This window comes from Serratia sp. X10, from assembly GCF_017811775.1.
GTDB lineage: Bacteria > Pseudomonadota > Gammaproteobacteria > Enterobacterales > Enterobacteriaceae > Serratia > Serratia ureilytica.
In genome coordinates, this window is record NZ_JAEIOH010000002.1 from 181182 (window position 1) to 203975 (window position 22794).

General features: G+C 59.0%; 19 protein-coding genes. 17 read left to right on the top strand and 2 right to left on the bottom strand.

The features are described 5' to 3' along the window. Positions 1-134 precede the first annotated feature (134 nt). The 3 genes from J9788_RS06375 (at position 135) to J9788_RS06385 (ending at position 3233) form a co-directional block, all read left to right on the top strand. A complete protein-coding gene (locus tag J9788_RS06375; protein WP_033643864.1) occupies positions 135-629 on the top strand; it encodes a YfbU family protein in 495 nt (164 codons plus the stop codon). Between the two features lie 17 nt (positions 630-646). After that, positions 647-1303 (top strand): sugar phosphatase, encoded by a 657-nt coding sequence (locus J9788_RS06380; RefSeq protein ID WP_182264115.1) that lies wholly within the window; start codon positions 647-649, stop codon positions 1301-1303. A 97-nt stretch (positions 1304-1400) separates the two neighbouring features. Further along, positions 1401-3233 (top strand): SLC13 family permease, encoded by a 1833-nt coding sequence (locus tag J9788_RS06385; protein WP_046896320.1) that lies wholly within the window; start codon positions 1401-1403, stop codon positions 3231-3233. 27 nt (positions 3234-3260) lie between these two features. Here J9788_RS06385 and yfbR read toward each other — a convergent pair whose 3' ends face one another. Together yfbR and J9788_RS06395 are read right to left on the bottom strand one after the other, a co-directional pair. Continuing rightward, positions 3261-3860 carry a 5'-deoxynucleotidase gene (gene yfbR, locus J9788_RS06390; RefSeq protein ID WP_015378582.1) on the bottom strand — a complete coding sequence of 200 codons (600 nt, stop codon included), beginning with the start codon at positions 3858-3860 and terminating at the stop codon, positions 3261-3263. A 107-nt stretch (positions 3861-3967) separates the two neighbouring features. Next, positions 3968-5182 carry a pyridoxal phosphate-dependent aminotransferase gene (locus tag J9788_RS06395; protein ID WP_019453720.1) on the bottom strand — a complete coding sequence of 405 codons (1215 nt, stop codon included), beginning with the start codon at positions 5180-5182 and terminating at the stop codon, positions 3968-3970. Positions 5183-6038: 856 nt separating this feature from the next. Here J9788_RS06395 and lrhA point away from each other — a divergent pair. From lrhA to nuoN, 14 genes are all read left to right on the top strand, one after another. Beyond that, positions 6039-6983, top strand: a complete 945-nt coding sequence (gene lrhA / locus J9788_RS06400; protein ID WP_046896321.1) for a transcriptional regulator LrhA — start codon at positions 6039-6041, stop codon at positions 6981-6983. A gap of 707 nt (positions 6984-7690) precedes the next feature. Beyond that, on the top strand, positions 7691-8128 hold the full coding sequence (nuoA, locus tag J9788_RS06405) for an NADH-quinone oxidoreductase subunit NuoA (RefSeq protein ID WP_004936040.1): 438 nt from the start codon (positions 7691-7693) through the stop codon (positions 8126-8128). Positions 8129-8143: 15 nt separating this feature from the next. Further along, the gene (locus tag J9788_RS06410; protein WP_004936039.1) at positions 8144-8818 is read left to right on the top strand and encodes an NADH-quinone oxidoreductase subunit B family protein; all 675 of its coding nucleotides are present in this window, start codon (positions 8144-8146) and stop codon (positions 8816-8818) included. A 96-nt stretch (positions 8819-8914) separates the two neighbouring features. Then, positions 8915-10711, top strand: coding sequence for an NADH-quinone oxidoreductase subunit C/D (gene nuoC / locus J9788_RS06415; RefSeq protein ID WP_094141780.1), 1797 nt, complete (start codon positions 8915-8917; stop codon positions 10709-10711). Positions 10712-10713: 2 nt separating this feature from the next. Then, complete coding sequence (gene nuoE / locus J9788_RS06420) at positions 10714-11265, top strand: NADH-quinone oxidoreductase subunit NuoE (RefSeq protein ID WP_033635327.1); 552 nt, start codon at positions 10714-10716, stop codon at positions 11263-11265. After that, positions 11262-12608, top strand: a complete 1347-nt coding sequence (gene nuoF / locus J9788_RS06425; protein ID WP_182264116.1) for an NADH-quinone oxidoreductase subunit NuoF — start codon at positions 11262-11264, stop codon at positions 12606-12608. Before nuoE ends, nuoF begins: the two co-directional genes overlap by 4 nt. A 77-nt stretch (positions 12609-12685) precedes the next feature. Further along, complete coding sequence (gene nuoG, locus J9788_RS06430; RefSeq protein WP_048234759.1) at positions 12686-15424, top strand: NADH-quinone oxidoreductase subunit NuoG; 2739 nt, start codon at positions 12686-12688, stop codon at positions 15422-15424. After that, positions 15421-16398, top strand: coding sequence for an NADH-quinone oxidoreductase subunit NuoH (nuoH, locus tag J9788_RS06435; RefSeq protein ID WP_033643858.1), 978 nt, complete (start codon positions 15421-15423; stop codon positions 16396-16398). Before nuoG ends, nuoH begins: the two co-directional genes overlap by 4 nt. 14 nt (positions 16399-16412) lie before the next feature. After that, positions 16413-16955, top strand: a complete 543-nt coding sequence (gene nuoI / locus J9788_RS06440) for an NADH-quinone oxidoreductase subunit NuoI (protein WP_025160170.1) — start codon at positions 16413-16415, stop codon at positions 16953-16955. 13 nt (positions 16956-16968) lie between these two features. Then, a complete protein-coding gene (nuoJ, locus tag J9788_RS06445) occupies positions 16969-17526 on the top strand; it encodes an NADH-quinone oxidoreductase subunit J (protein ID WP_004936018.1) in 558 nt (185 codons plus the stop codon). After that, positions 17523-17825: an NADH-quinone oxidoreductase subunit NuoK gene (gene nuoK, locus J9788_RS06450; RefSeq protein ID WP_004936014.1), complete on the top strand. Its 303-nt coding sequence runs from the start codon at positions 17523-17525 to the stop codon at positions 17823-17825. Before nuoJ ends, nuoK begins: the two co-directional genes overlap by 4 nt. Next, positions 17822-19669, top strand: a complete 1848-nt coding sequence (gene nuoL / locus J9788_RS06455) for an NADH-quinone oxidoreductase subunit L (RefSeq protein ID WP_004936005.1) — start codon at positions 17822-17824, stop codon at positions 19667-19669. The genes nuoK and nuoL overlap by 4 nt, the downstream gene beginning before the upstream one ends. Before the next feature lie 95 nt (positions 19670-19764). Beyond that, positions 19765-21294 (top strand): NADH-quinone oxidoreductase subunit M, encoded by a 1530-nt coding sequence (gene nuoM, locus J9788_RS06460; RefSeq protein WP_033643857.1) that lies wholly within the window; start codon positions 19765-19767, stop codon positions 21292-21294. Positions 21295-21300: 6 nt separating this feature from the next. After that, complete coding sequence (nuoN, locus tag J9788_RS06465; protein WP_033635324.1) at positions 21301-22758, top strand: NADH-quinone oxidoreductase subunit NuoN; 1458 nt, start codon at positions 21301-21303, stop codon at positions 22756-22758. Positions 22759-22794 lie beyond the last annotated feature (36 nt).

Sequence of the window (22794 nt, forward strand, 5' to 3'; positions counted from 1 at the left end):
GGCCGCGCTGATGCGGCCTTTCTCGTGAAAGCGCCAATAACCCCGGTTTAAATCAAAGAACGGTCGAGTTGTGATTTCCTGCGTTCTTGCGCTGTGCGATGCTCCCGCCATCATACAGAAATGAGGAAATCCTGATGGAAATGACCCATGCCCAGCGCCTGATCCTGTCGAATCAGTACAAGATGATGACGCTACTCGATCCGGACAACAGCGATCGTTATCGCCGGTTGCAAACCATCGTCGAACGCGGCTTCGGCTTGCAAATGCGCGAGCTGGATCGCGACTTCGGCGAACTGAGCGAAGAGGTGTGCCGCACCATCATCAACGTGATGGAGATGCACCATGCGCTGCAGGTTTCCTGGGGCAATCTGAAAGAGAAGCAGGGGCTGGACGAGCGCCGCCTGGCGTTTCTCGGCTTCGACGCCGCCACCGAGGCGCGCTACCTGAGCTATGTGCGTTTCCTGGTCAATACCGAGGGGCGCTATACTCACTTCGATTCCGGCAGTCACGGTTTCAACGCCCAGACCAAAATGTGGGAAAAATACCAGCGTATGCTGGCGATCTGGCTGGCCTGCCCGCGCCAGTATCACTTGAGCGCCGTTGAGATAGCGCAAATCATCAATGCTTGATTAAAAAGAGGTTTTCTGTGGAGTGTAAGGGTTTTCTGTTTGATCTTGATGGCACCCTGGTGGATTCGCTGCCGGCGGTAGAGCGCGCCTGGACGCACTGGGCCGAGCGTCGCGGCGTCGATCCGCAAGCGGTGCTGGACTTCATTCACGGTAAACAGGCCATTACTTCTCTGCGCCACTTTATGCCGGGTGAAAGCGAAGCGGAAATTCAGCGCGAGTTCCAACTGCTGGAGCAGGTGGAAGCGCAGGATACCGAAGGCGTTCGCGCGCTGCCGGGCGCCATCGCGTTGTTGGAGCGCTTGAACGCGCTCGGCATCCCTTGGGCGATCGTCACCTCCGGTTCGGTGCCGGTGGCCGGCGCTCGCCGCCGGGCCGGCGGTTTGTCGCAGCCGGCGGTGTTCATCACCGCCGAGCAGGTTAAACACGGCAAGCCTCAGCCCGATGCCTACCTGCTGGGCGCCGAACGTCTGGGGCTGGCGCCGCACGAGTGCGTGGTGGTTGAAGACGCGCCGGCCGGCATTCTTTCGGGGCTGGCGGCGGGCTGCCAGGTGATTGCGGTCAACGCCCCGGCCGACGCGCCGAAGCTGGAGCAGGTCGACCTGCGGCTGGATTCGCTGGCGCAGATCGCCGTCGATAAAACGGCGCAGGGCGCGATCGTTCGCCTACTGGCCTGAGTGGCATTATCTTCACCCTAATTGATTAGACCCCGCCTTTGCGGGGTTTTTTTATGCTATTTTTTAAGCCCTTGGACATTTGCCGGATGAGGCCGTTTTGAACAGCGAATTACTGTGGGTGCTGAGTTTACTGCTGATTGCCATCGTGCTGTTTACCACCAACAAGCTGCGCATGGACGTGGTGGCGCTGTTGGTGATCATCGCCTTCGTGCTGAGCGGCACGCTCAGCCTGCAGGAGGCGACGATCGGGTTCAGCGATCCCAACGTGATTCTGATCGCCGCGCTGTTCGTGATCGGCGAAGGGTTGGTGCGCACCGGAGTGGCCTATCAGGTGGGCGACTGGCTGGTCAAAGTGGCCGGCAGCAGCGAAACCAAAATGTTGATGCTGCTGATGGTGACGGTCGCCGGGCTGGGGGCGTTTATGAGTTCGACCGGCGTGGTGGCGATCTTTATCCCGGTGGTGCTCAGCGTGACGGCCAGAATGAAGATCGCGCCGGGGCGGCTGATGATGCCGCTCAGCTTCGCCGGGCTTATCAGCGGCATGATGACGTTGGTGGCCACGCCGCCCAATATGGTGGTCAACAGCGAGCTGGTGCGCGAAGGCATCCATGGTTTCGGTTTCTTCAGCGTGACGCCGATCGGCCTGGTGGTGCTGGCGCTGGGCGTCGGCTACATGCTGATCGCCCGGCGTTGGCTGGGCAGCGGTGACGCGGGCAAAGCCGGCGACGGCTGGCAGCGCCGCACCTTCCGCGATTTGATCCGCGATTACAGACTGACCGGCCGCGCGCGGCGGCTGGCTGTCCGCAGCGCTTCGCCGCTGATCGGGCGTTCGCTGGATGAACTGCACCTGCGTGCGCGCTACGGCGCCAACGTGGTGGGCATCGAGCGCTGGAAACGCTTTCGGCGGGTGATGGTCAGCGCCTCCGGCAGCACCGAACTGCGCGAGGGTGACGTCCTCTTGATCGACATGTCGGACAGCCAGATCGATCTGCGCGAATTCTGCGGCGAACAGCGGCTGGAGCCGATGGTGCTGCGCGGCGATTACTTCTCGGAACAGTCGCGCAACGTCGGCATGGCGGAGGTTTCGCTGATCCCTGACTCGGCGCTGCTGGGCAAAAGCCTGCGCGAAGCGGCGTTCCGCAGCCGCTACGATCTGAACGTGGTGGGCATCCGCCGCCACGGCGAGACGCTGGGCGGCAAACTGGTGGACGAGCCGCTGGAGCTGGGCGACATTTTGCTGGTGATCGGCGACTGGAAGGCGATCCGTCAACTGCAGGCCAAAACCCACGACTTTATCGTGCTCAACTTGCCGGCCGAAGTGGACGAAGTGGCGCCGGCCATCACGCAGGCGCCGCACGCGCTGTTTTGCCTGGCGTTGATGGTGGCGATGATGCTGACCGACGAAATCCCCAACCCGATCGCGGCGCTGATCGCCTGTTTGCTGATGGGCAAATTCCGCTGTATCGACATGGAGAGCGCTTATAAATCGATCCATTGGCCGAGCATCATTTTGATCGTCGGCATGATGCCGTTCGCGCAGGCGCTGCAAAAGACCGGCGGGGTCAGTCTGATCGTCAGCGGGCTGATGGATGTCGCCGGCGGCGCGGGGCCGCGCGTGATGCTGCTGTGCCTGTTCGTCTTGTGCGCGACTATCGGGCTGTTTATTTCCAACACCGCGACGGCGGTGCTGATGGCGCCGATCGCCATCGCCGCCGCGCGCGAAATGGGGGTATCGCCATACCCGTTCGCGATGATTATCGCCATCGCCGCGTCCGCCGCCTTTATGACGCCGGTCTCTTCACCGGTCAACACGCTGGTGCTGGGGCCGGGCAATTACAAGTTCGGCGATTTCGTGCGTCTCGGCGTGCCGTTCACCCTGCTGGTGATGGCGGTCAGCGTGATTGTGGTGCCGTGGCTCTATGGTTTTTAACGGCGCAGCGAGGCTGCGCCGGCGGGGTTACAGCGAACTGTCGAGGCTGATTTCGTCCAGCGACAGGCTGAAGCTGGGAATGAACACTTCCATGAAGTAGTCCATCTCCGGGCTGCGGCGCTGTTCCAGGGTTTTATCCAGCCTCGCCTTGGCCAGGGTGAATTCGTTGTTGCCGGCAGACAGCTCTTCCAGGCATTTCAGGTAGGCGCACAGCGCGTCAGCCTGCTTCACCACCTGCTTTTCATCTTCGCTGTAATAATGCTCATCGAGAATGGTGCGAAAATCGTTGCGCAGCTCCGCCGGGATCATGTCCAGCAGCTTTTGCTGGGCGATCTTTTCAATCTTCTTGTACTCATGGGCGATCTGCGGATTGTAGTATTTGATCGGCGTCGGCATGTCGCCGGTGATCACTTCGCTGGCGTCATGGTACATCGCCAACAGCGCAACGCGGTCGGCGTTGAGGTTGCCGTTGAATTTGCGGTTCTTGATCACCGCCAACGCGTGGGCGACAAAGGCCACCTGCAGACTGTGTTCGGAGACGTTCTCGGTGCGCACGTTGCGCATCAGCGGCCAGCGGTTGATCAGTTTCAGGCGGGACAGATGGGCGAAGAAATGGCTCTGACTCATGGTGCTCTCTTTAACGGCAAGTGAGGGCCCCATTGTGAAGCAGTGTCGGCGAATTTTGCAACCGGGCTGTGAGGGAAGGGCGCAGCGAGGCGCTGCGCCCCTGATGATTATTGGTGATAGCCTTCCAGGAAGCGGCCCAGCTTGCCGACCGCCATTTCCAGTTCGTCAACGCGCGGCAGGGTGACGATGCGCACGTGATCCGGGTAAGGCCAGTTGAACGCGGAGCCCTGCACCAGCAGCACTTTTTCCTGCAGCAACAGATCCAGCACCAGCTTCTGGTCGTCATGGATGTTGAAGCGTTTGGCATCGATGCGCGGGAACATGTACAACGCGCCCTGCGGCTTCACGCAAGAGACGCCCGGGATGTCGTTGAGCAATTCCCAGGTGCGGTTGCGCTGTTCGTACAGGCGGCCGCCGGGCTGAATGAATTCGCTGATGCTCTGATAACCGCCCAGCGCGGTCTGAATCGCGTGCTGCATCGGCACGTTGGCGCACAGGCGCATCGAAGCCAGCATCTCCAGCCCTTCGATATAGCCTTTGGCGTGCTTTTTCGGCCCGTTCAGCACCATCCAGCCCTGGCGGAAGCCCGCCACGCGGTAGGTCTTCGACAGGCCGTTGAAGGTCACGGTCAGCAGATCCGGTGCCAGCGCGGCGATAGAGTGGTGCTCTGCTTCGTCGTACAGGATCTTGTCGTAGATCTCGTCGGCGAAGATGATCAGGTTGTGTTGACGGGCGATCTCGACGATCTGCTCAAGCAGCGCTTTGCTGTAGACCGCACCGGTCGGGTTGTTCGGGTTGATGATCACGATGCCGCGGGTGCGCGGGGTGATCTTGCTGATGATGTCGTCCAGATCCGGGAACCAGCCGGCCTGCTCATCGCACAGGTAATGTACGGCCTTGCCGCCGGATAGCGACACCGCGGCGGTCCACAGCGGGTAATCCGGTGCCGGCACCAGCATTTCGTCGCCGCTGTTGAGCAGCGCCTGCATGGACTGAACGATCAGCTCGGAGACGCCGTTGCCAATGTAGATATCCTCAACGGTCACGTCACGCATGTTGCGCGCCTGATAGTGCTGCATGATCGCTTTACGCGCCGAGAAGAGGCCTTTGGAATCGGAGTAGCCTTGCGCCGTGGGCAGATTGCGGATCACGTCGACCAGGATTTCGTCCGGGGCGTCGAAGCCGAACGGGGCAGGGTTGCCGATGTTCAGTTTCAGGACTTTATTGCCTTCTTCTTCAAGACGTTTAGCTTCTTTAAGCACCGGGCCGCGAATGTCATAGCAGACGTTGTCCAGTTTGCTGGATTTCTCAATGGGGGACATAAAAAGTTGAGCCTTTTGCTGGGATAGGGGCGCTCCTACCGTGGGACGCCGCAACCCGCCCAATGTACTCCTGGCGTAGTTGCTTTTGAAGGGTTTTGCACGCCTTTGGTGCAAATGCATGTCGTAACGGGGGATTTTAGTTATGATAAGCAAAGGTAAAGTTATTTTGTGGTTCATAATTTCATGAACTATAATTTTACTAGGGTTTTGTTCTGTTAAATCGCGCGTCGTTCAACGCGACGCGCTGGCGTCGGCACGTGGGCGTGGAGAACTGATAAGCCGAAAGGGAGAATGGTTTTCAGTAACTGTAAAGGAACGATAATACCGGAGTTGTCTGATAGCGGGTTGTCAGATGACACACCACACTAAGAAAAATGGCATATTTACATAAGCTTTACTTTATATTTTATCTTAAGAATTGTTTATGTGGTTATGAGAATATTATTTAAAGTAAAAATCTTACTGATTGAATTTATTAAATTCATTGCGTGGTGATACGAAGTCGATGCCGTTAATTATTTATATTTCTTGCTCGTAAATGCAGTCTGAACGCCAGTTGATAAGGGTTATCAGTAGCACGAATGGAGTGGAAATTAGGCAGTATGAATGAGTAAAATCTCAGGCCCGGTGGGGGTTTTCCCCGTATGCCGGCATTTAGTCCCCCGCGTTCTATAAGCAGCATCGATAGATCGCATTTCAAAAAGCGATAGAGGTAACGAATCATAAGTAATTTTTTTGCCCTCCACTTATGAGTGGGGTACTGTCATAACAGGCTCCGTCCTTTTTCAACGGCGTCTGAGAAACACACCAGGGTAGTAGTTCGTAAATTAGAATTTAAAAAAGTGAAGAATACACTATGACAACTGCAAATCGTCCGATACTTAATCTCGACCTCGATCTGCTAAGAACCTTTGTTGCGGTTGCTGATTTGAATACTTTCGCAGCGGCGGCTGTCGCCGTTTGCCGAACTCAATCAGCCGTCAGCCAACAAATGCAGCGATTAGAGCAACTGGTCGGCAAAGAACTGTTTGCCCGTCATGGGCGCAACAAACTTCTGACTGAGCATGGTATTCAGCTTCTCGGTTATGCCAGAAAAATCCTGCGCTTTAACGATGAAGCCTGTACCTCTCTGATGTACAACAATATTAAAGGTGTTCTGACCATCGGCGCTTCCGACGACACCGCCGATACCATTCTGCCTTTCCTGCTGAACCGCGTAACTGCCATCTATCCGAAGCTGGCGATTGACGTGCGCGTGAAGCGCAGCACGACGATGGTCGATCTGCTGGAAGAGGGCGAGATCGATCTGGCGGTGACCACGGCCGATCCCGCAGGGCATCCGCACATCGTGCTGCGCACGTCGCCGACGTTGTGGTACTGCGCCGCCGATTACCATTACCAGGCCGGCGAGCCGATCCCGCTGGTGGTGATGGATGAGCCAAGCCCGTTCCGTTCGCTGGCGATCAAGCAGTTGGACGAAGCCGGCATCCCGTGGCGCATCGCCTACGTCGCTTCCACGTTGTCCGCGGTGCGGGCGGCTTGCAAGGCCGGCCTGGGCGTGACCGCGCGGCCGATCGAGATGATGAGCCCTGACCTGCGGGTGCTGGGCGCAGCGGAAGGTTTGCCGCCGTTGCCGGATACCCAGTATGCGCTGTGCAAAAACGCGCAGTGCAGCAACGAGCTGGCGATGGCCATCTTCAGCGCGATGCAGGGCGGCAATGACGGCTATGGCTTTAACGGCGCGGAAGGCGGTCTCCAGAGCGATCAGGATGACGCCAGCCTGGTGGACGAAGAAGAATAACGCCTCGGCGCGATATCTGATGAAAACCTCTGCTTCGGCGGAGGTTTTTTTTGTCCTTTTTTTATCTAAAGTTGTATTTATATGTGTTTGGATGGTTTTTGAACTTTAGTTGGCTATTTTGTTAACTTTTAAGCGTTGCTGAAAAGAGAGTTTGGCCGGGTTTAATACGCCAGGTGCGTTTTTTGAGCAATAAGATTGAATGGGTTAAAGGCATGGTAATAGCAGGGTTATTTTGTTAGCTTATAGCGGCCGTTTTTGCGGCTCAAATTGAGGAAAATTGTTAAAGGCCCACACTTTTTTTGAGGATTTATGCTGAAAACGTGTCCTGGATCAAAAAAATACCCCTAGGTAGTGAGTGGAAGAACAGGGAATTCCTGAGACAATGGTATAGTAAAACTGAAATGTGCATGTTGGTTTATATCTATCTGTTTCTACACAAAAATTAACTGACACGATTTAGCCAGCCCTTGGCGCATCAAATGTTAATCAAATGATACGTATGTAAACTAGTGTGTAGATACTTTTGTCAAAGTTGACAAAAGGTTATAGAAAGGAGTAAAAAGCCCACAGAAAAACGCTGCCTAACTCGCTGTAAAAGCAGTTTGTTTGTGTGGTTATTTATCCTTCCCTTAAATCGATGTGGCGCACTAACTGCCGGTGACAAGAGCAGTGCGATCGACGCCACTTTTGATGAGTAAGCATAGAGTATGTCAACAACCACTGAAGTTATCGCTCATCACTGGGCGCTCGCCGTATTTCTCGTTGTGGCTATCGGGCTCTGCGGCTTAATGCTGCTGGGTGCGTTCTTCTTGGGCGGGAGAGCCCGGGCGCGCGCCAAACACACCCCGTTTGAATCAGGCATCGACTCGGTCGGCACGGCGCGCATGCGTTTGTCCGCCAAGTTCTACCTGGTGGCCATGTTCTTCGTTATTTTCGACGTTGAAGCCTTATACCTGTATGCCTGGTCGGTCTCGATTCGCGAGAGCGGCTGGGTAGGCTTTATCGAAGCCGCCATTTTCATTTTGGTGCTATTGGCCGGTCTGGTTTATCTGGTGCGCATCGGCGCGTTGGATTGGACTCCGGCGCGTTCCCAACGCCGCAGCAAACCGAGCACGATCACTAACACCAACAGTCATCCGCAGTAACAGCGAGGCATTAAGATGGACTATACGCTCACCCGCATAGACCCGAACGGTGAGAACGACCGTTATCCCCTGCAAAAACAGGAGATCGTCGCCGATCCCCTGGAACAACAGGTCCACCGCACGGTTTACATGGGTAAACTCGAGCATGCGCTGCATGACATGGTGAACTGGGGGCGTAAAAACTCTATTTGGCCGTATAACTTCGGCCTTTCGTGCTGTTACGTGGAGATGGTGACGTCGTTTACCGCCGTTCACGACGTGGCGCGTTTCGGTGCGGAAGTGTTGCGCGCCTCCCCGCGTCAGGCTGACCTGATGGTGGTGGCCGGCACCTGCTTCACCAAGATGGCCCCGGTCATCCAACGCCTGTACGAGCAGATGCTGGAACCGAAGTGGGTGATTTCGATGGGTGCCTGCGCCAACTCCGGCGGCATGTACGACATCTATTCCGTGGTGCAGGGCGTGGATAAGTTCCTGCCGGTTGACGTGTACATTCCCGGCTGCCCACCGCGTCCGGAAGCCTACATGCAAGCGCTGATGCTGCTGCAGGAATCTATCGGCAAAGAACGTCGCCCGCTGTCGTGGGTTGTCGGCGATCAGGGCGTTTACCGCGCCAATATGCAGTCTGAAAGAGAGCGTAAACACGGCGAGCGCATCGCGGTGACCAACCTCCGGACGCCTGACGAGATTTAAGACGTTCATTTAACGTCCATCTTAGTGCGCTATTGGTTAACACAGCGAAAAGTGAAACTTGCGGCGAATAACCCTTTAGTGTGGTGAAAAAAAATTATGACAGATTTGACGACGCACGACGCCTTGCCTGCCTGGCAGACCCGAGATCACCTTGACGACCCGGTGATCGGCGAACTGCGCAACCGTTTTGGGCCGGAAGCCTTTACTGTTCAGGCCACCCGCACCGGCATGCCCGTGGTATGGGTTAAACCTGACCAGTTACTGGAAGTAATGACGTTCCTGAGAAAACAGCCGAAGCCGTATGTCATGCTGTTCGATCTGCATGGCGTGGACGAACGTCTTCGCACCCACCGCGACGGCCTGCCCGCTGCGGATTTCTCCGTTTTCTACCATCTGATTTCCATCGAGCGCAACCGCGACATCATGCTGAAGGTGGCGCTGTCTGAAAAAGACCTGCACGTGCCTACGGCCACCAAGGTGTTCCCGAACGCCAACTGGTACGAGCGCGAAACCTGGGAAATGTTTGGCATCACCTTCGACGGCCACCCGCACCTGTCGCGCATCATGATGCCGCAGACCTGGGAAGGGCACCCGCTGCGCAAGGACTACCCGGCGCGCGCCACCGAATTCGATCCTTTCGTGTTGACCAAGCAGAAAGAAGATCTGGAGATGGAAGCGCTGACCTTCAAGCCGGAAGACTGGGGCATGAAGCGCGGCACCGAGAACGAAGACTTCATGTTCCTCAACCTCGGCCCGAACCACCCGTCCGCGCACGGTGCGTTCCGCATCATTCTGCAGCTGGACGGCGAAGAGATCGTCGACTGCGTGCCGGATATCGGTTATCACCACCGCGGCGCCGAGAAGATGGGCGAGCGTCAATCCTGGCACAGCTACATTCCGTACACCGACCGCATCGAATACCTCGGCGGCTGCGTGAACGAAATGCCTTACGTGCTGGCGGTTGAAAAGCTGGCCGGCATCAAGGTGCCGGAGCGCGTTGACACCATTCGCGTGATGCTGTCCGAACTGTTCCGCATCAACAGCCACCTGCTGTACATCTCCACCTTCATTCAGGACGTCGGCGCGATGACCCCGGTGTTCTTCGCCTTTACCGACCGCCAGAAGATCTACGATCTGGTGGAAGCGATCACCGGCTTCCGTATGCACCCGGCCTGGTTCCGCATCGGCGGCGTCGCGCACGATCTGCCGCGCGGCTGGGATCGCTTGCTGCGTGAATTCCTCGAATGGATGCCGAAGCGTCTGGATTCCTACGTGAAAGCGGCGCTGAAGAACAGCATTCTGAAAGGCCGTTCCATCGGCGTCGCGTCATACAACGCTAAAGAAGCGCTGGAATGGGGCGTGACCGGCGCCGGTCTGCGCGCCACCGGCGTCGAGTTCGACGTGCGTAAATGGCGCCCGTACTCCGGCTACGAGAACTTCGACTTCGAAGTGCCGGTCGGCGACGGCACCAGCGACTGCTACACCCGCGTGATGCTGAAGGTAGAAGAGCTGCGCCAGAGCCTGCGCATCCTCGAACAGTGCCTGAACAATATGCCGGAAGGCCCGTTCAAGGCCGATCACCCGCTGACCACGCCGCCGCCGAAAGAGCGCACGCTGCAGCACATTGAAACGCTGATCACCCACTTCCTGCAGGTTTCCTGGGGCCCGGTGATGCCAGCCAACGAATCATTCCAGATGATTGAAGCCACCAAAGGGATCAACAGCTACTACCTGACCAGCGACGGCAGCACCATGAGCTACCGCACCCGGGTACGTACGCCGAGCTTTGCGCACCTGCAGCAGATCCCATCGGTCATCCGAGGCAGCCTGGTTTCCGACCTGATCGTCTATCTGGGTAGTATCGATTTTGTAATGTCAGATGTGGACCGCTAACTATGCACTCTCAAAAAGACAATCACGCAGTCAACGATGCGCTCGAGCCCATCAATGCAGCCGCTCCTCAGAGCGGCGTTGATGCATTTGTACTGAGCGCGGAAGAACGTGATGCGATCGAGCACGAAAAGCACCATTACGAGGATCCGCGCGCCGCTTCCATCGAAGCACTGAAAATTGTGCAGAAGCAGCGCGGCTGGGTTCCGGACGGTGCGATTTACGCCATCGCGGAAGTGCTGGGCATCCCCGCCAGCGACGTAGAAGGCGTGGCCACGTTCTACAGCCAGATTTTCCGTCAGCCAGTAGGACGTCACGTGATCCGTTATTGTGACAGCGTTGTTTGTCACATCACCGGTTACCAGGGCATTCAGGCCGCTATCGAGAAGAAGCTGAACATCAAACCGGGTCAAACCACCTTTGATGGCCGCTTCACGCTGCTGCCGACCTGCTGTCTGGGCAACTGCGATAAAGGGCCGACCATGATGATTGATGACGACACGCACAGTCAGCTGAAGCCTGAAGATATCGAGACGCTACTGGAGCAGTATCAATGACCAAGCACATTGTACGCACTCCCGAAACGCATCCGCTGACCTGGCGTCTGCGCGATGACAAGCAGCCGCTGTGGCTGGACGAATACCGCAGCAAAAACGGCTATGCCGGCGCAGAGAAGGCCCTAAAAGGCCTGGCCCCGGACGAGATCGTCGGCCTGGTGAAAGATTCCGGGCTGAAGGGCCGCGGCGGCGCGGGCTTCTCCACCGGTTTGAAGTGGAGCCTGATGCCGAAGGACGAATCCATGAACATCCGTTACCTGCTGTGTAACGCCGATGAGATGGAGCCGGGCACCTATAAAGACCGCCTGTTGATGGAGCAGCTGCCGCACCTGCTGGTGGAAGGCATGCTGATCTCCGCGTTCGCGCTGAAAGCCTACCGCGGGTACATCTTCCTGCGCGGCGAGTACATCGAAGCGGCGGCGCACCTGCGTCGCGCCATCGCGGAAGCCACCGAAGCCGGCTATCTGGGCAAGAACATTCTCGGCACCGGATTTGATTTCGAGCTGATCGTCCACACCGGCGCCGGCCGTTACATCTGCGGCGAAGAGACTGCGCTGATCAACTCGCTGGAAGGCCGCCGCGCCAACCCGCGTTCCAAGCCGCCATTCCCGGCCAGTGCCGGCGTCTGGGGCAAGCCGACCTGCGTCAACAACGTCGAAACGCTGTGCAACGTGCCGGCCATTTTGGCGAACGGCGTGGAGTGGTACACCGGCATCTCCGGCAGTGAAGACAAAGGCACCAAGCTGATGGGCTTCTCCGGCCGGGTGAAAAATCCGGGCGTCTGGGAGTTGCCGTTCGGCACCACTGCGCGCGAAATCCTGGAAGATTACGCCGGTGGCATGCGCGATGGTCTGCGTTTCAAAGCCTGGCAGCCGGGCGGCGCGGGCACCGACTTCCTGACCGCCGATCACCTCGATCTGCCGATGGAATACGGCGCGATCGGCAAAGCCGGCAGCCGTCTCGGCACCGCGTTGGCGATGGCGGTAGACCACGAGATCGGCATGGTGCCGCTGGTGCGCAACCTGGAAGAGTTCTTCGCCCGCGAGTCCTGCGGCTGGTGTACGCCTTGCCGCGATGGTCTGCCGTGGAGCGTGAAGATCCTGCGCGCGTTGGAAAACGGCGAAGGGCAGCCGGGGGATATCGAAACCCTCGAACAGCTGTGCCGTTCCCTCGGCCCGGGCAAAACCTTCTGCGCCCACGCGCCAGGTGCCGTAGAGCCACTGCAAAGCGCGATTAAATATTTCCGTGAAGAGTTCGAGGCGGGTATCGCCGCGCAGCACTTCGGCAACGCGCATGCGATTGGCGGCATTCAGCCGAACAATCTGCTGAAGCAGCGCTGGTAAGCCGAACTCGCCCGAACACGGCCAGAATTTTTGATTAACGCCTGCCGCAAGGCAGGCCACTTGGAAGCATGCTGACTATGGCTACGATTCATGTAGACGGCAAAGAGTATGAGGTAGACGGGGCGGACAACCTGCTGCAGGCTTGTCTCTCCCTCGGCCTTGATATTCCTTACTTTTGCTGGCATCCGGCGCTGGGAAGCGTCGGCGCTTGCCGCCAATGTGCGGTAAAGCAATACCAAAACGCGGAAGATACGCGCGGCCGTTTGGTGATGTCCTGTATGACCCCGGCATCCGATGGCACCTTCATCTCTATCGATGACGGCGAAGCGAAGCAGTTCCGTGAAAGCGTGGTCGAGTGGTTGATGACCAACCACCCGCACGATTGCCCGGTCTGTGAGGAAGGCGGTAACTGTCACCTGCAGGATATGACGGTAATGACCGGCCACAGCTTCCGTCGCTACCGCTTCACCAAGCGCACCCACAACAACCAGGAGCTGGGGCCGTTTATCTCGCACGAGATGAACCGCTGCATCGCCTGCTACCGCTGCGTGCGTTACTACAAAGACTATGCGGACGGCACCGACTTCGGCGTGTACGGCGCACACGACAACGTCTACTTTGGTCGCCCGGAAAGCGGCACGCTGGAAAGCGAGTTCTCCGGCAACCTGGTGGAAGTGTGCCCGACCGGCGTTTTCACCGACAAAACGCACTCCGAACGCTACAACCGTAAATGGGACATGCAGTTCGCGCCGAGCATTTGCCAGCAGTGCAGCATCGGCTGTAACACCAGCCCGGGCGAGCGCTATGGCGAGCTGCGCCGTATCGAAAACCGTTACAACGGCAGCGTGAACCACTACTTCCTGTGCGACCGCGGCCGCTTCGGTTACGGCTACGTCAACCAGAAAGATCGTCCGCGTCAACCGCAGCAGCTGCGCGGCGACGACTGGATCACCCTGAACGCCGAGCAGGCGATGCAGGGCGCGGCGGACATCCTGCGTCAGGCGAAGAAAACCATCGGCATCGGCTCCCCGCGCGCCAGCCTGGAAAGCAACTTCGCGCTGCGCGAGCTGGTCGGCGCCGAGAACTACTACACCGGTATCGCTCAGGCGGAGCAATCACGCCTGGCGCTGATGCTGAACGTGCTGAAGAACGGCGGCGTTCATACGCCGGCGCTGCGTGAGATCGAAGATTACGACGCGGTGCTGGTGCTGGGCGAAGACCTGACGCAAACCGGCGCGCGCATCGCGCTGTCCGTGCGTCAGGCCGTCAAAGGCAAAGCCCGCGCGATGGCGGCGGCGCAGCGCGTGGCCGACTGGCAGATCGCGGCGGTGCAGAACATCGGCCAGCACGCCAAGTACCCGCTGTTCACCACCAACGTCGACAACACCCGCCTGGACGACATCGCCGCCTGGAACTACCGTGCGCCGGTAGACGAGCAGGCGCGCTTCGGCTTCGCCATCGCGCACGCGCTGGATAGCGCAGCGCCAGCGGTGAACGATCTGGCCGAAGGCCTGAACAAGAAAGTCGATATCATCGTGCAGGCGCTGACCGGCGCACGCAAACCGCTGATCGTGACCGGCAGCAACGCCGGCAGCGAAGCCATCATCGAAGCGGCGGCCAACATCGCCAAAGCGTTGAAGGGCCGCGGTTCCGACGTCGGCATCACCTTCGTGGCGGGCGCCGCCAACAGCATGGGCCTGGCGATGATCGGCGGCGGTTCGCTCGATCAGGCGCTGGAACAGCTGGCGAGCGGCGCAGCCGATACCGCCATCGTGATGGAAAACGATCTCTATCGTCATGCGCCGGCGGCGCAGGTGGACGCAGCGTTGGCCAAGGTCAACAACCTGATCGTCGCCGATCACCAGCGCACCGCGATCATGGACAAAGCCAACCTGATCCTCTCCTCGGCCAGCTTCGCCGAGAGCGACGGTACGCTGATCAACCAGGAAGGCCGCGCGCAGCGCTTCTTCCAGGTATACGATCCGGCTTACTACGATGACGCCAAGAAGAATCAGTTCACCGTGATGCTGGAAAGCTGGCGCTGGATGCACTCGCTGCACTCCACCTACACCAGCCGCCATGTGGACTGGACTCAGCTCGATGACGTGATCGCCGCTTGCGTCGCCGCGTTGCCGCAGCTGCAGGGCATCGTCGATGCCGCGCCGGACGCGACTTTCCGCATTCGCGGTCAGAAGCTGGCGCGTTCGCCGCACCGTTCCAGCGGCCGTACCGCCATGCGCGCCAACATCAGCGTGCACGAGCCGCGTCAGCCGCAGGATAAAGACACCATGTTCGCCTTCTCGATGGAAGGGAACAACAGCCCGCTGGCCGATCGTCAGCAGATCCCGTTCGCCTGGGCGCCAGGCTGGAACTCACCGCAGGCATGGAACAAGTTCCAGGCCGAAGTGGGCGGCAAACTGCGCCACGGCGATCCGGGCGTGCGCCTGATCGAAGCGGGGGAGGGCAGCCTCGGTTACTTCGACCGCGTGCCAGCCGCCTTCAATCCGAACGACGGCTGGCGTGTCGCGCCTTACTACCACCTGTTCGGCAGCGATGAAATGTCGCAGCGCTCTCACGTGATCCAGCAACGCATGCCGGAAGCCTACGTGATGGTCAACCCGGCCGACGCGGCGACGCTTGGCGTCAACGCGGGCAGCCTGGTGGAGTTCAGCTGTGCGGGCCAGACCTTGCGTCTGCCGGTGCGTCTGAGTGAAACCCTGACCCAGGGCCAGGTTGGTTTGCCGCTCGGCTTGCCAGGGATCCCGCCGATCTTGGTGGGTGCTAAGGTAGACAATCTGCGGGAGGCGGCACGATGAGCTGGTTTACCCCTGAGGTGATCGACATTCTGATCGCCGTTCTTAAAGCGGTCGTGATCCTGTTGGTGGTCGTGGCGTGCGGGGCATTCATGAGCTTCGGCGAACGCCGCCTGCTCGGCCTGTTCCAGAACCGTTACGGACCGAACCGTGTAGGCTGGGGCGGCTCGCTGCAGCTGGTCGCCGACATGATCAAAATGTTCTTCAAGGAAGACTGGGTGCCGAGATTCTCCGACCGGGTGATCTTCACCCTGGCGCCGATGATCGCCTTTACTTCCCTGTTGCTGGCATTTGCCATCGTACCGGTCAGCCCGACCTGGGCGGTGTCCGATCTCAACATCGGTATTCTGTTCTTCCTGATGATGGCCGGCCTGGCGGTGTACGCCGTGCTGTTCGCCGGCTGGTCGAGCAACAACAAATACTCGCTGTTGGGCGCGATGCGCGCCTCCGCGCAAACCCTGAGCTACGAAGTGTTCATCGGCCTGTCGCTGATGGGCGTGGTGATGCAGGCGGGTTCGTTCAACATGCAGGCTATCGTTGAATCGCAGGCGCACGTCTGGAACGTCATTCCGCAGTTCTTCGGCTTCGTGACCTTCGCGATCGCCGGCGTGGCGGTGTGTCACCGTCACCCGTTTGACCAGCCGGAAGCCGAGCAGGAACTGGCTGACGGTTACCACATCGAATATTCCGGCATGAAGTTCGGTCTGTTCTTCGTGGGGGAATACATCGGTATCGTCACCGTGTCCGCCCTGATTGTGACGTTGTTCTTCGGCGGCTGGCAGGGTCCGTTCCTGCCGCCATTCATCTGGTTCGCGTTGAAAACGGCCTTCTTCATGATGATGTTCATCCTGATCCGCGCCGCGCTGCCGCGTCCGCGTTATGACCAGGTGATGTCTTTCGGCTGGAAAGTGTGCCTGCCGCTGACGCTGCTGAACCTGCTGGCAACCGCCGCGGTCATTTTGTACAACGCTCAATAAGGGGTGAATAAACCATGACATTGAAAGAGTTAGTGGTTGGTTTCGGCACCCAGGTGCGCAGCATTTGGATGATTGGCATGCATGCCTTCGCCAAGCGTGAAACCCAGATGTACCCGGAAGAACCGGTTTACCTGCCGCCGCGCTACCGCGGCCGCATCGTGCTGACGCGCGATCCGGACGGCGAAGAGCGCTGCGTCGCCTGTAACCTGTGTGCGGTTGCCTGCCCGGTCGGCTGTATCTCGCTGCAAAAAGCGGAACAGAAAGACGGCCGTTGGTATCCGGAGTTCTTCCGTATCAACTTCTCGCGCTGCATCTTCTGTGGCCTGTGCGAAGAGGCTTGCCCGACTACCGCTATCCAGCTGACGCCGGATTTCGAATTGGGTGAGTACAAGCGTCAGGATCTGGTGTACGAAAAAGAAGATCTGTTGATCTCGGGGCCGGGTAAATATCCGGAATATAACTTCTACCGGATGGCCGGTATGGCGATTGACGGCAAAGCCAAAGGCGAAGCCGAAAACGAAGCCAAACCGATCGACGTCAAAGGTCTGTTGCCCTAAGGAGCCAGCAAGCATGGAAATTGCATTTTATCTGGCAGGTTTGATTGCGGTGGCCGCGACGATTCGCGTGATCACCCATACCAACCCTGTGCATGCGCTGCTGTATCTGATCGTCTCGTTACTGGCGATCTCGGCAGTCTTCTTCTCTCTCGGCGCCTACTTTGCCGCCGCGTTGGAAATCATCGTTTATGCGGGCGCCATCATGGTGCTGTTCGTGTTCGTGGTGATGATGCTGAACCTCGGCAACGTGCAGCAGCAAGAGCGCGACTGGATGAAACCGACGGTGTGGATCGGGCCTGGCCTGCTGTCACTGGCGCTGCTGGTGGTATTGATCGTTGCGATCCGCAGCGTATCCGATCAGGGCATCAGCGGTGAGATGGTTGACGCGAAGGCGGTGGGCATCAGCCTGTTCGGGCCTTACGTACTGGCGGTTGAGCTGGCTTCAATGCTGCTGTTGGCGGGTCTGGTTGTCGCCTTCCATATCGGCCGCGAGCACAAGCCTGGCGAGGTGCTGAGCAACGCGCCGGTGGGTGGCGAAATGGCGAGAAGAAAATCGGAGGAGCAAGCATGATCCCTCTTCAACATGGCCTGATCCTGGCGGCTATCCTGTTTGTGCTCGGGCTGACCGGGCTGTTGGTGCGCCGCAACCTGCTGTTTATGCTGATCAGCCTGGAAGTGATGATCAACGCTGCGGCGTTGGCGTTTATCGTGGCGGGAAGCTACTGGGGCCAGGCGGACGGGCAGGTGATGTACATCCTGGCGATCAGCCTGGCGGCAGCCGAGGCCAGTATCGGCCTGGCGCTGCTGCTGCAGCTCTACCGCCGTCGTCATACCCTGAATATTGATACTGTCAGTGAGATGCGCGGATGAACCTATTATATTTAACAATTCTGCTACCGCTGATCGGGTTCCTGCTGTTGGCATTTTCCCGCGGTCGTTGGTCTGAAAACACGGCGGCCACCGTCGGCGTGGGTTCTATCGGCCTGGCTGCGCTGGTCACGGTGTATGTGGCGATGGATTTCTTCGCCCAGAAAGCCGCCGGCGTGCAGCTGTTCGAGCAAAGCCTGTGGACCTGGATGGCCGTCGGCAACTTCAATATCGGCGTGACTCTGGTGCTGGACGGCCTGTCGCTGACCATGCTGTCGGTGGTCACCGGCGTCGGCTTCTTCATCCACATGTTCGCTTCCTGGTACATGCGCGGTGAAGAGGGCTATTCGCGCTTCTTCGCTTACACCAACCTGTTTATCGCCAGCATGGTGGTATTGGTGCTGGCGGACAACCTGCTGCTGATGTACCTGGGTTGGGAAGGCGTGGGCCTGTGCAGCTACCTGTTGATCGGTTTCTACTACAAAGATCCGGCCAACGGCGCGGCGGCGATGAAAGCCTTTATCGTGACCCGCGTGGGCGACGTGTTCCTGGCGTTCGCGCTGTTCATCCTCTACAACGAGCTGGGCACGCTGAACATCCGCGAGCTGATGATCCTGGCGCCACAGAAACTGGCGGTGGGCGACACGGCCATCACCTGGGCGACCCTGATGCTGCTGGGCGGCGCGGTCGGTAAATCGGCGCAGCTGCCGCTGCAAACCTGGTTGGCGGACGCGATGGCGGGCCCAACCCCGGTTTCCGCACTGATCCACGCGGCGACCATGGTGACCGCGGGCGTCTATCTGATCGCCCGCACGCACGGCCTGTTCCTGATGGCGCCGGAAGTGCTGCACCTGGTGGGCATCGTCGGTGCGGTCACTCTGCTGCTGGCCGGCTTCGCCGCGCTGGTACAGACCGACATCAAGCGCGTGCTCGCTTACTCCACCATGAGCCAGATCGGTTACATGTTCCTGGCGCTGGGCGTGCAGGCATGGGACGCGGCGATCTTCCACCTGATGACCCACGCGTTCTTCAAGGCGCTGCTGTTCCTGTCGTCCGGTTCGGTGATCCTGGCTTGCCACCACGAGCAAAACATCTTCAAGATGGGCGGTCTGCGCAAGAGCATCCCGCTGGTGTACGTCTGCTTCCTGGTGGGCGGCGCGGCGCTGTCTGCGTTGCCGCTGGTCACGGCCGGCTTCTTCAGTAAGGACGAGATCCTGGCGGGCGCGATGGCCAACGGCCACATCAACCTGATGGTTGCCGGCCTGGTCGGTGCGTTCATGACCTCGCTGTACACCTTCCGTATGATTTTCATCGTGTTCCATGGCGAAGAGAAAATCAAAGCGCATGCCGGTAAAGGCATCACTCACCACTTGCCACTGCTGGTTCTGCTGGTGCTGTCCACCTTCGTCGGCGCGATGATCGTGCCGCCGTTGCAGGGCGTGCTGCCGGAGACCACCGAGCTGGCGCACGGCAGCGTGCTGCGGCTTGAAATCACCTCCGGCGTGGTGGCTATCGTCGGCATTCTGCTGGCGGCCGCGCTGTGGCTGGGCAAACGCAGCCTGGTCAACAGCATCGCCAACAGTGCGCCGGGCCGTTTCTTCTCGACCTGGTGGTTCCATGCCTGGGGCTTCGACTGGCTGTATGACAAAGTGTTCGTCAAGCCGTACCTGGGCATCGCGAAGCTGCTGCAACGCGATCCGCTGAACTCGCTGATGAACCTGCCGGCCGTCTTCTCCCGCTGGGGGAACCGCGGTCTGACGGTGAGCGAGAACGGTCAGGTGCGTTGGTATATAGCGTCTATGGGTGTGGGTGCAGTGGTCGTATTGGCTCTGTTGATTTTGGTTTAATTGAATAATTTAAACAGACGCATTTTTCGGGCGTAGCGCCGGGCAGGCGCTACGTACAAAGTTTGAAATTATTCGTATAAGGGACACAAAACGCCATGCTATTACCTTGGCTAATTCTTATCCCCTTTATCGGCGGTCTGCTGTGCTGGCAGCTTGAGCGTTTCGGTACTAAGGTGCCGCGCTGGATAGCGCTGATCGCAATGGGGCTGACGTTGGCGCTCTCTCTGCAGCTGTGGATGCAGGGCGGCTATACATTGACCACGCCGAAAGGCATTCCGCAGTGGCAGAGCGAGTTCCTGCTGCCGTGGATCCCGCGCTTCGGCATCTCCATCCACCTGGCGCTGGACGGTCTGTCGCTGCTGATGGTGGTGTTGACCGGTCTGCTGGGCGTGCTGGCGATCCTCTGTTCCTGGCGTGAAATCCAGAAGTATCAGGGCTTCTTCCACCTCAACCTGCTGTGGATCCTGGGCGGCGTTATCGGCGTGTTCCTCGCCATCGACATGTTCCTGTTCTTCTTCTTCTGGGAAATGATGTTGGTGCCGATGTACTTCCTGATCGCGCTGTGGGGTCACAAGGCGTCGGACGGTAAAACCCGCATCACCGCGGCGACCAAGTTCTTCATCTACACCCAGGCCAGCGGTCTGGTGATGCTGATTGCGATCCTGGGCCTGGTGTTCGTGCACTACAACGCCACCGGCGTGTGGACCTTCGATTACGAAGACCTGCTGCAAACGCCAATGTCCCACAACGTGCAATATATGCTGATGCTGGGCTTCTTCATCGCCTTCGCGGTGAAAATGCCGGTAGTGCCGCTGCACGGCTGGTTGCCGGATGCGCACAGCCAGGCGCCAACCGCAGGTTCCGTCGACCTGGCGGGCATCTTGCTGAAAACCGCGGCCTACGGCCTGCTGCGTTTCAGCCTGCCGCTGTTCCCTGAGGCTTCGCACGAGTTCGCGCCAATCGCCATGTGGCTGGGCGTGATCGGCATCTTCTACGGCGCCTGGATGGCGTTCGCGCAGACCGACATCAAGCGCCTTATCGCTTACACCTCGGTATCGCACATGGGCTTCGTGCTGATCGCCATCTACACCGGCAGCCAGCTGGCTTACCAGGGCGCGGTTATCCAGATGATCGCGCACGGCCTGTCCGCCGCCGGCATGTTTATCATCTGTGGCCAGCTGTATGAGCGCCTGCATACCCGTGACATGCGTCAGATGGGCGGCCTGTGGGGGCGCATCAAGTTCATCCCTGCGCTGTCGCTGTTCTTCGCCGTGGCTACGCTGGGGATGCCGGGCACCGGTAACTTCGTCGGCGAATTCATGATTCTGTTCGGCAGCTACCAGGTGGTGCCTGTGATCACCGTGATCTCCACCTTCGGTCTGGTGTTCGCTTCGGTTTACTCGCTGATCATGATGCAGCGCGCTTACTACGGTGCGCCTAAATCCGACCAGCCGCTGCAGGGCATGACCGCGCGCGAACTGTTCATCATTCTGCTGCTGGTGGTGTTGCTGGTTCTGCTGGGGGTTTACCCGCAGCCGATTCTGGATACTTCCAACGCGGCGATGAGCAACGTGCAACACTGGTTTGGTTCGTCAGTTTCAGCAATTTCAACAACAAGGCCGTAATTCGCCATGACAATAACTCCTCAACAACTGATCGCACTGCTGCCGCTGTTGATCGTCGGATTGACGGTGGTGGTTGTGATGCTAGGCATTGCGTGGCGACGCGACCACTTTATCAACGCCACCCTGACCGTGATCGGTCTCAACCTGGCGCTGCTTTCGCTGTACTTTGTCGGCCAGGCAGGCCCAATGGACGTTACCCCGCTGCTGCGGGTTGACGGCTACTCGATGTTCTACACCGGGCTGGTGCTGCTGGCGAGTCTGGCGACCTGCACCTTCGCGTATCCGTGGCTGGTCGGCTATCCGGATAACCGCGAAGAGTTCTACCTGCTGGTGCTGATCGCCGCCATGGGCGGCATCCTGTTGGCGAGCGCCAACCATCTGGCTTCGCTGTTCATCGGTATCGAGCTGATCTCGCTGCCGCTGTTCGGCCTGGTGGGCTACGCCTACCGCCAGAAGCGCCCGCTGGAAGCCGCCATCAAGTACATGCTGCTGTCCGCTGCCGCGTCGTCGTTCCTGCTGTTCGGCATGGCGCTGCTGTACGCCGAATCCGGCGATCTGTCGCTGGCCGGCCTCGGCAAGAGCCTGCAGGAAAACATGATGCACCAGCCGCTGATCCTGGCCGGCATGGGCATGATGATCGTCGGTCTTGGCTTCAAGCTGTCGCTGGTGCCGTTCCAACTGTGGACGCCGGATGTGTATCAGGGCGCGCCTGCGCCGGTCTCGACCTTCCTGGCGACCGCCAGCAAGATCGCGATCTTTGCGGTCGTGATGCGTCTGTTCCTGTATGCCCCGGCCGCCGACAACGAAGCGCTGCGCATGGTGTTGTCGATCATCGCGTTCTGCTCCATCTTGTTCGGTAACCTGATGGCCATCAGCCAGACCAACATCAAGCGTCTGCTGGGCTACTCGTCGATCGCTCACCTGGGCTACCTGCTGGTGGCGCTGATTGCGGTGCAAACCCATCAGCTGTCGCTGGAAACCGCCGGCGTTTATCTGGCCGGTTACCTGTTCAGCAGCCTGGGCGCCTTCGGCGTGGTCAGCCTGATGTCCAGCCCATACCGCGGCCCGGATGCGGATTCGCTGTTCTCTTACCGTGGTCTGTTCTGGCACAAGCCAATCTTGTCCGCGGTAATGACGGTGATGATGCTGTCGCTGGCCGGTATCCCGATGACGCTGGGCTTTATCGGTAAGTTCTTCGTGATCGCGATGGGCGTCAGCGCGCACCTGTGGTGGCTGACCGGCGCAGTCGTGGTAGGCAGCGCCATCGGCCTGTACTACTACCTGCGTGTGACCGTCAGCCTGTTCCTCAGCGCGCCGGAATCGCTGCAGCGCGACACCCCGAACAACTGGGCGTTGACCGCCGGTGGCGTCGTGGTGCTGATCTCAGCCGCGCTGGTGCTGCTGTTGGGGGTTTATCCTCAGCCGCTGATTTCGCTGGTGCAGATGGCGCAGCCGACGTTCTGATAACGCTTCAGACGGTAAAAAGGTCGCTTCGGCGGC

What these genes read in the sequence shown, in the direction of transcription:
- J9788_RS06375 (WP_033643864.1), top strand. Translation starts at nt 135, where the DNA reads ATGGAAATGACCCATGCCCAGCGCCTGATCCTGTCGAATCAGTACAAG.
- nuoC (WP_094141780.1), top strand. Translation starts at nt 8,915, where the DNA reads ATGACAGATTTGACGACGCACGACGCCTTGCCTGCCTGGCAGACCCGA.
- nuoI (WP_025160170.1), top strand. Translation starts at nt 16,413, where the DNA reads ATGACATTGAAAGAGTTAGTGGTTGGTTTCGGCACCCAGGTGCGCAGC.
- nuoA (WP_004936040.1), top strand. Translation starts at nt 7,691, where the DNA reads ATGTCAACAACCACTGAAGTTATCGCTCATCACTGGGCGCTCGCCGTA.
- nuoJ (WP_004936018.1), top strand. Translation starts at nt 16,969, where the DNA reads ATGGAAATTGCATTTTATCTGGCAGGTTTGATTGCGGTGGCCGCGACG.
- nuoE (WP_033635327.1), top strand. Translation starts at nt 10,714, where the DNA reads ATGCACTCTCAAAAAGACAATCACGCAGTCAACGATGCGCTCGAGCCC.
- nuoM (WP_033643857.1), top strand. Translation starts at nt 19,765, where the DNA reads ATGCTATTACCTTGGCTAATTCTTATCCCCTTTATCGGCGGTCTGCTG.
- yfbR (WP_015378582.1), bottom strand. Translation starts at nt 3,860, where the DNA reads ATGAGTCAGAGCCATTTCTTCGCCCATCTGTCCCGCCTGAAACTGATC.
- nuoG (WP_048234759.1), top strand. Translation starts at nt 12,686, where the DNA reads ATGGCTACGATTCATGTAGACGGCAAAGAGTATGAGGTAGACGGGGCG.
- J9788_RS06410 (WP_004936039.1), top strand. Translation starts at nt 8,144, where the DNA reads ATGGACTATACGCTCACCCGCATAGACCCGAACGGTGAGAACGACCGT.
- lrhA (WP_046896321.1), top strand. Translation starts at nt 6,039, where the DNA reads ATGACAACTGCAAATCGTCCGATACTTAATCTCGACCTCGATCTGCTA.
- nuoF (WP_182264116.1), top strand. Translation starts at nt 11,262, where the DNA reads ATGACCAAGCACATTGTACGCACTCCCGAAACGCATCCGCTGACCTGG.
- nuoH (WP_033643858.1), top strand. Translation starts at nt 15,421, where the DNA reads ATGAGCTGGTTTACCCCTGAGGTGATCGACATTCTGATCGCCGTTCTT.
- nuoL (WP_004936005.1), top strand. Translation starts at nt 17,822, where the DNA reads ATGAACCTATTATATTTAACAATTCTGCTACCGCTGATCGGGTTCCTG.
- nuoK (WP_004936014.1), top strand. Translation starts at nt 17,523, where the DNA reads ATGATCCCTCTTCAACATGGCCTGATCCTGGCGGCTATCCTGTTTGTG.
- J9788_RS06395 (WP_019453720.1), bottom strand. Translation starts at nt 5,182, where the DNA reads ATGTCCCCCATTGAGAAATCCAGCAAACTGGACAACGTCTGCTATGAC.
- nuoN (WP_033635324.1), top strand. Translation starts at nt 21,301, where the DNA reads ATGACAATAACTCCTCAACAACTGATCGCACTGCTGCCGCTGTTGATC.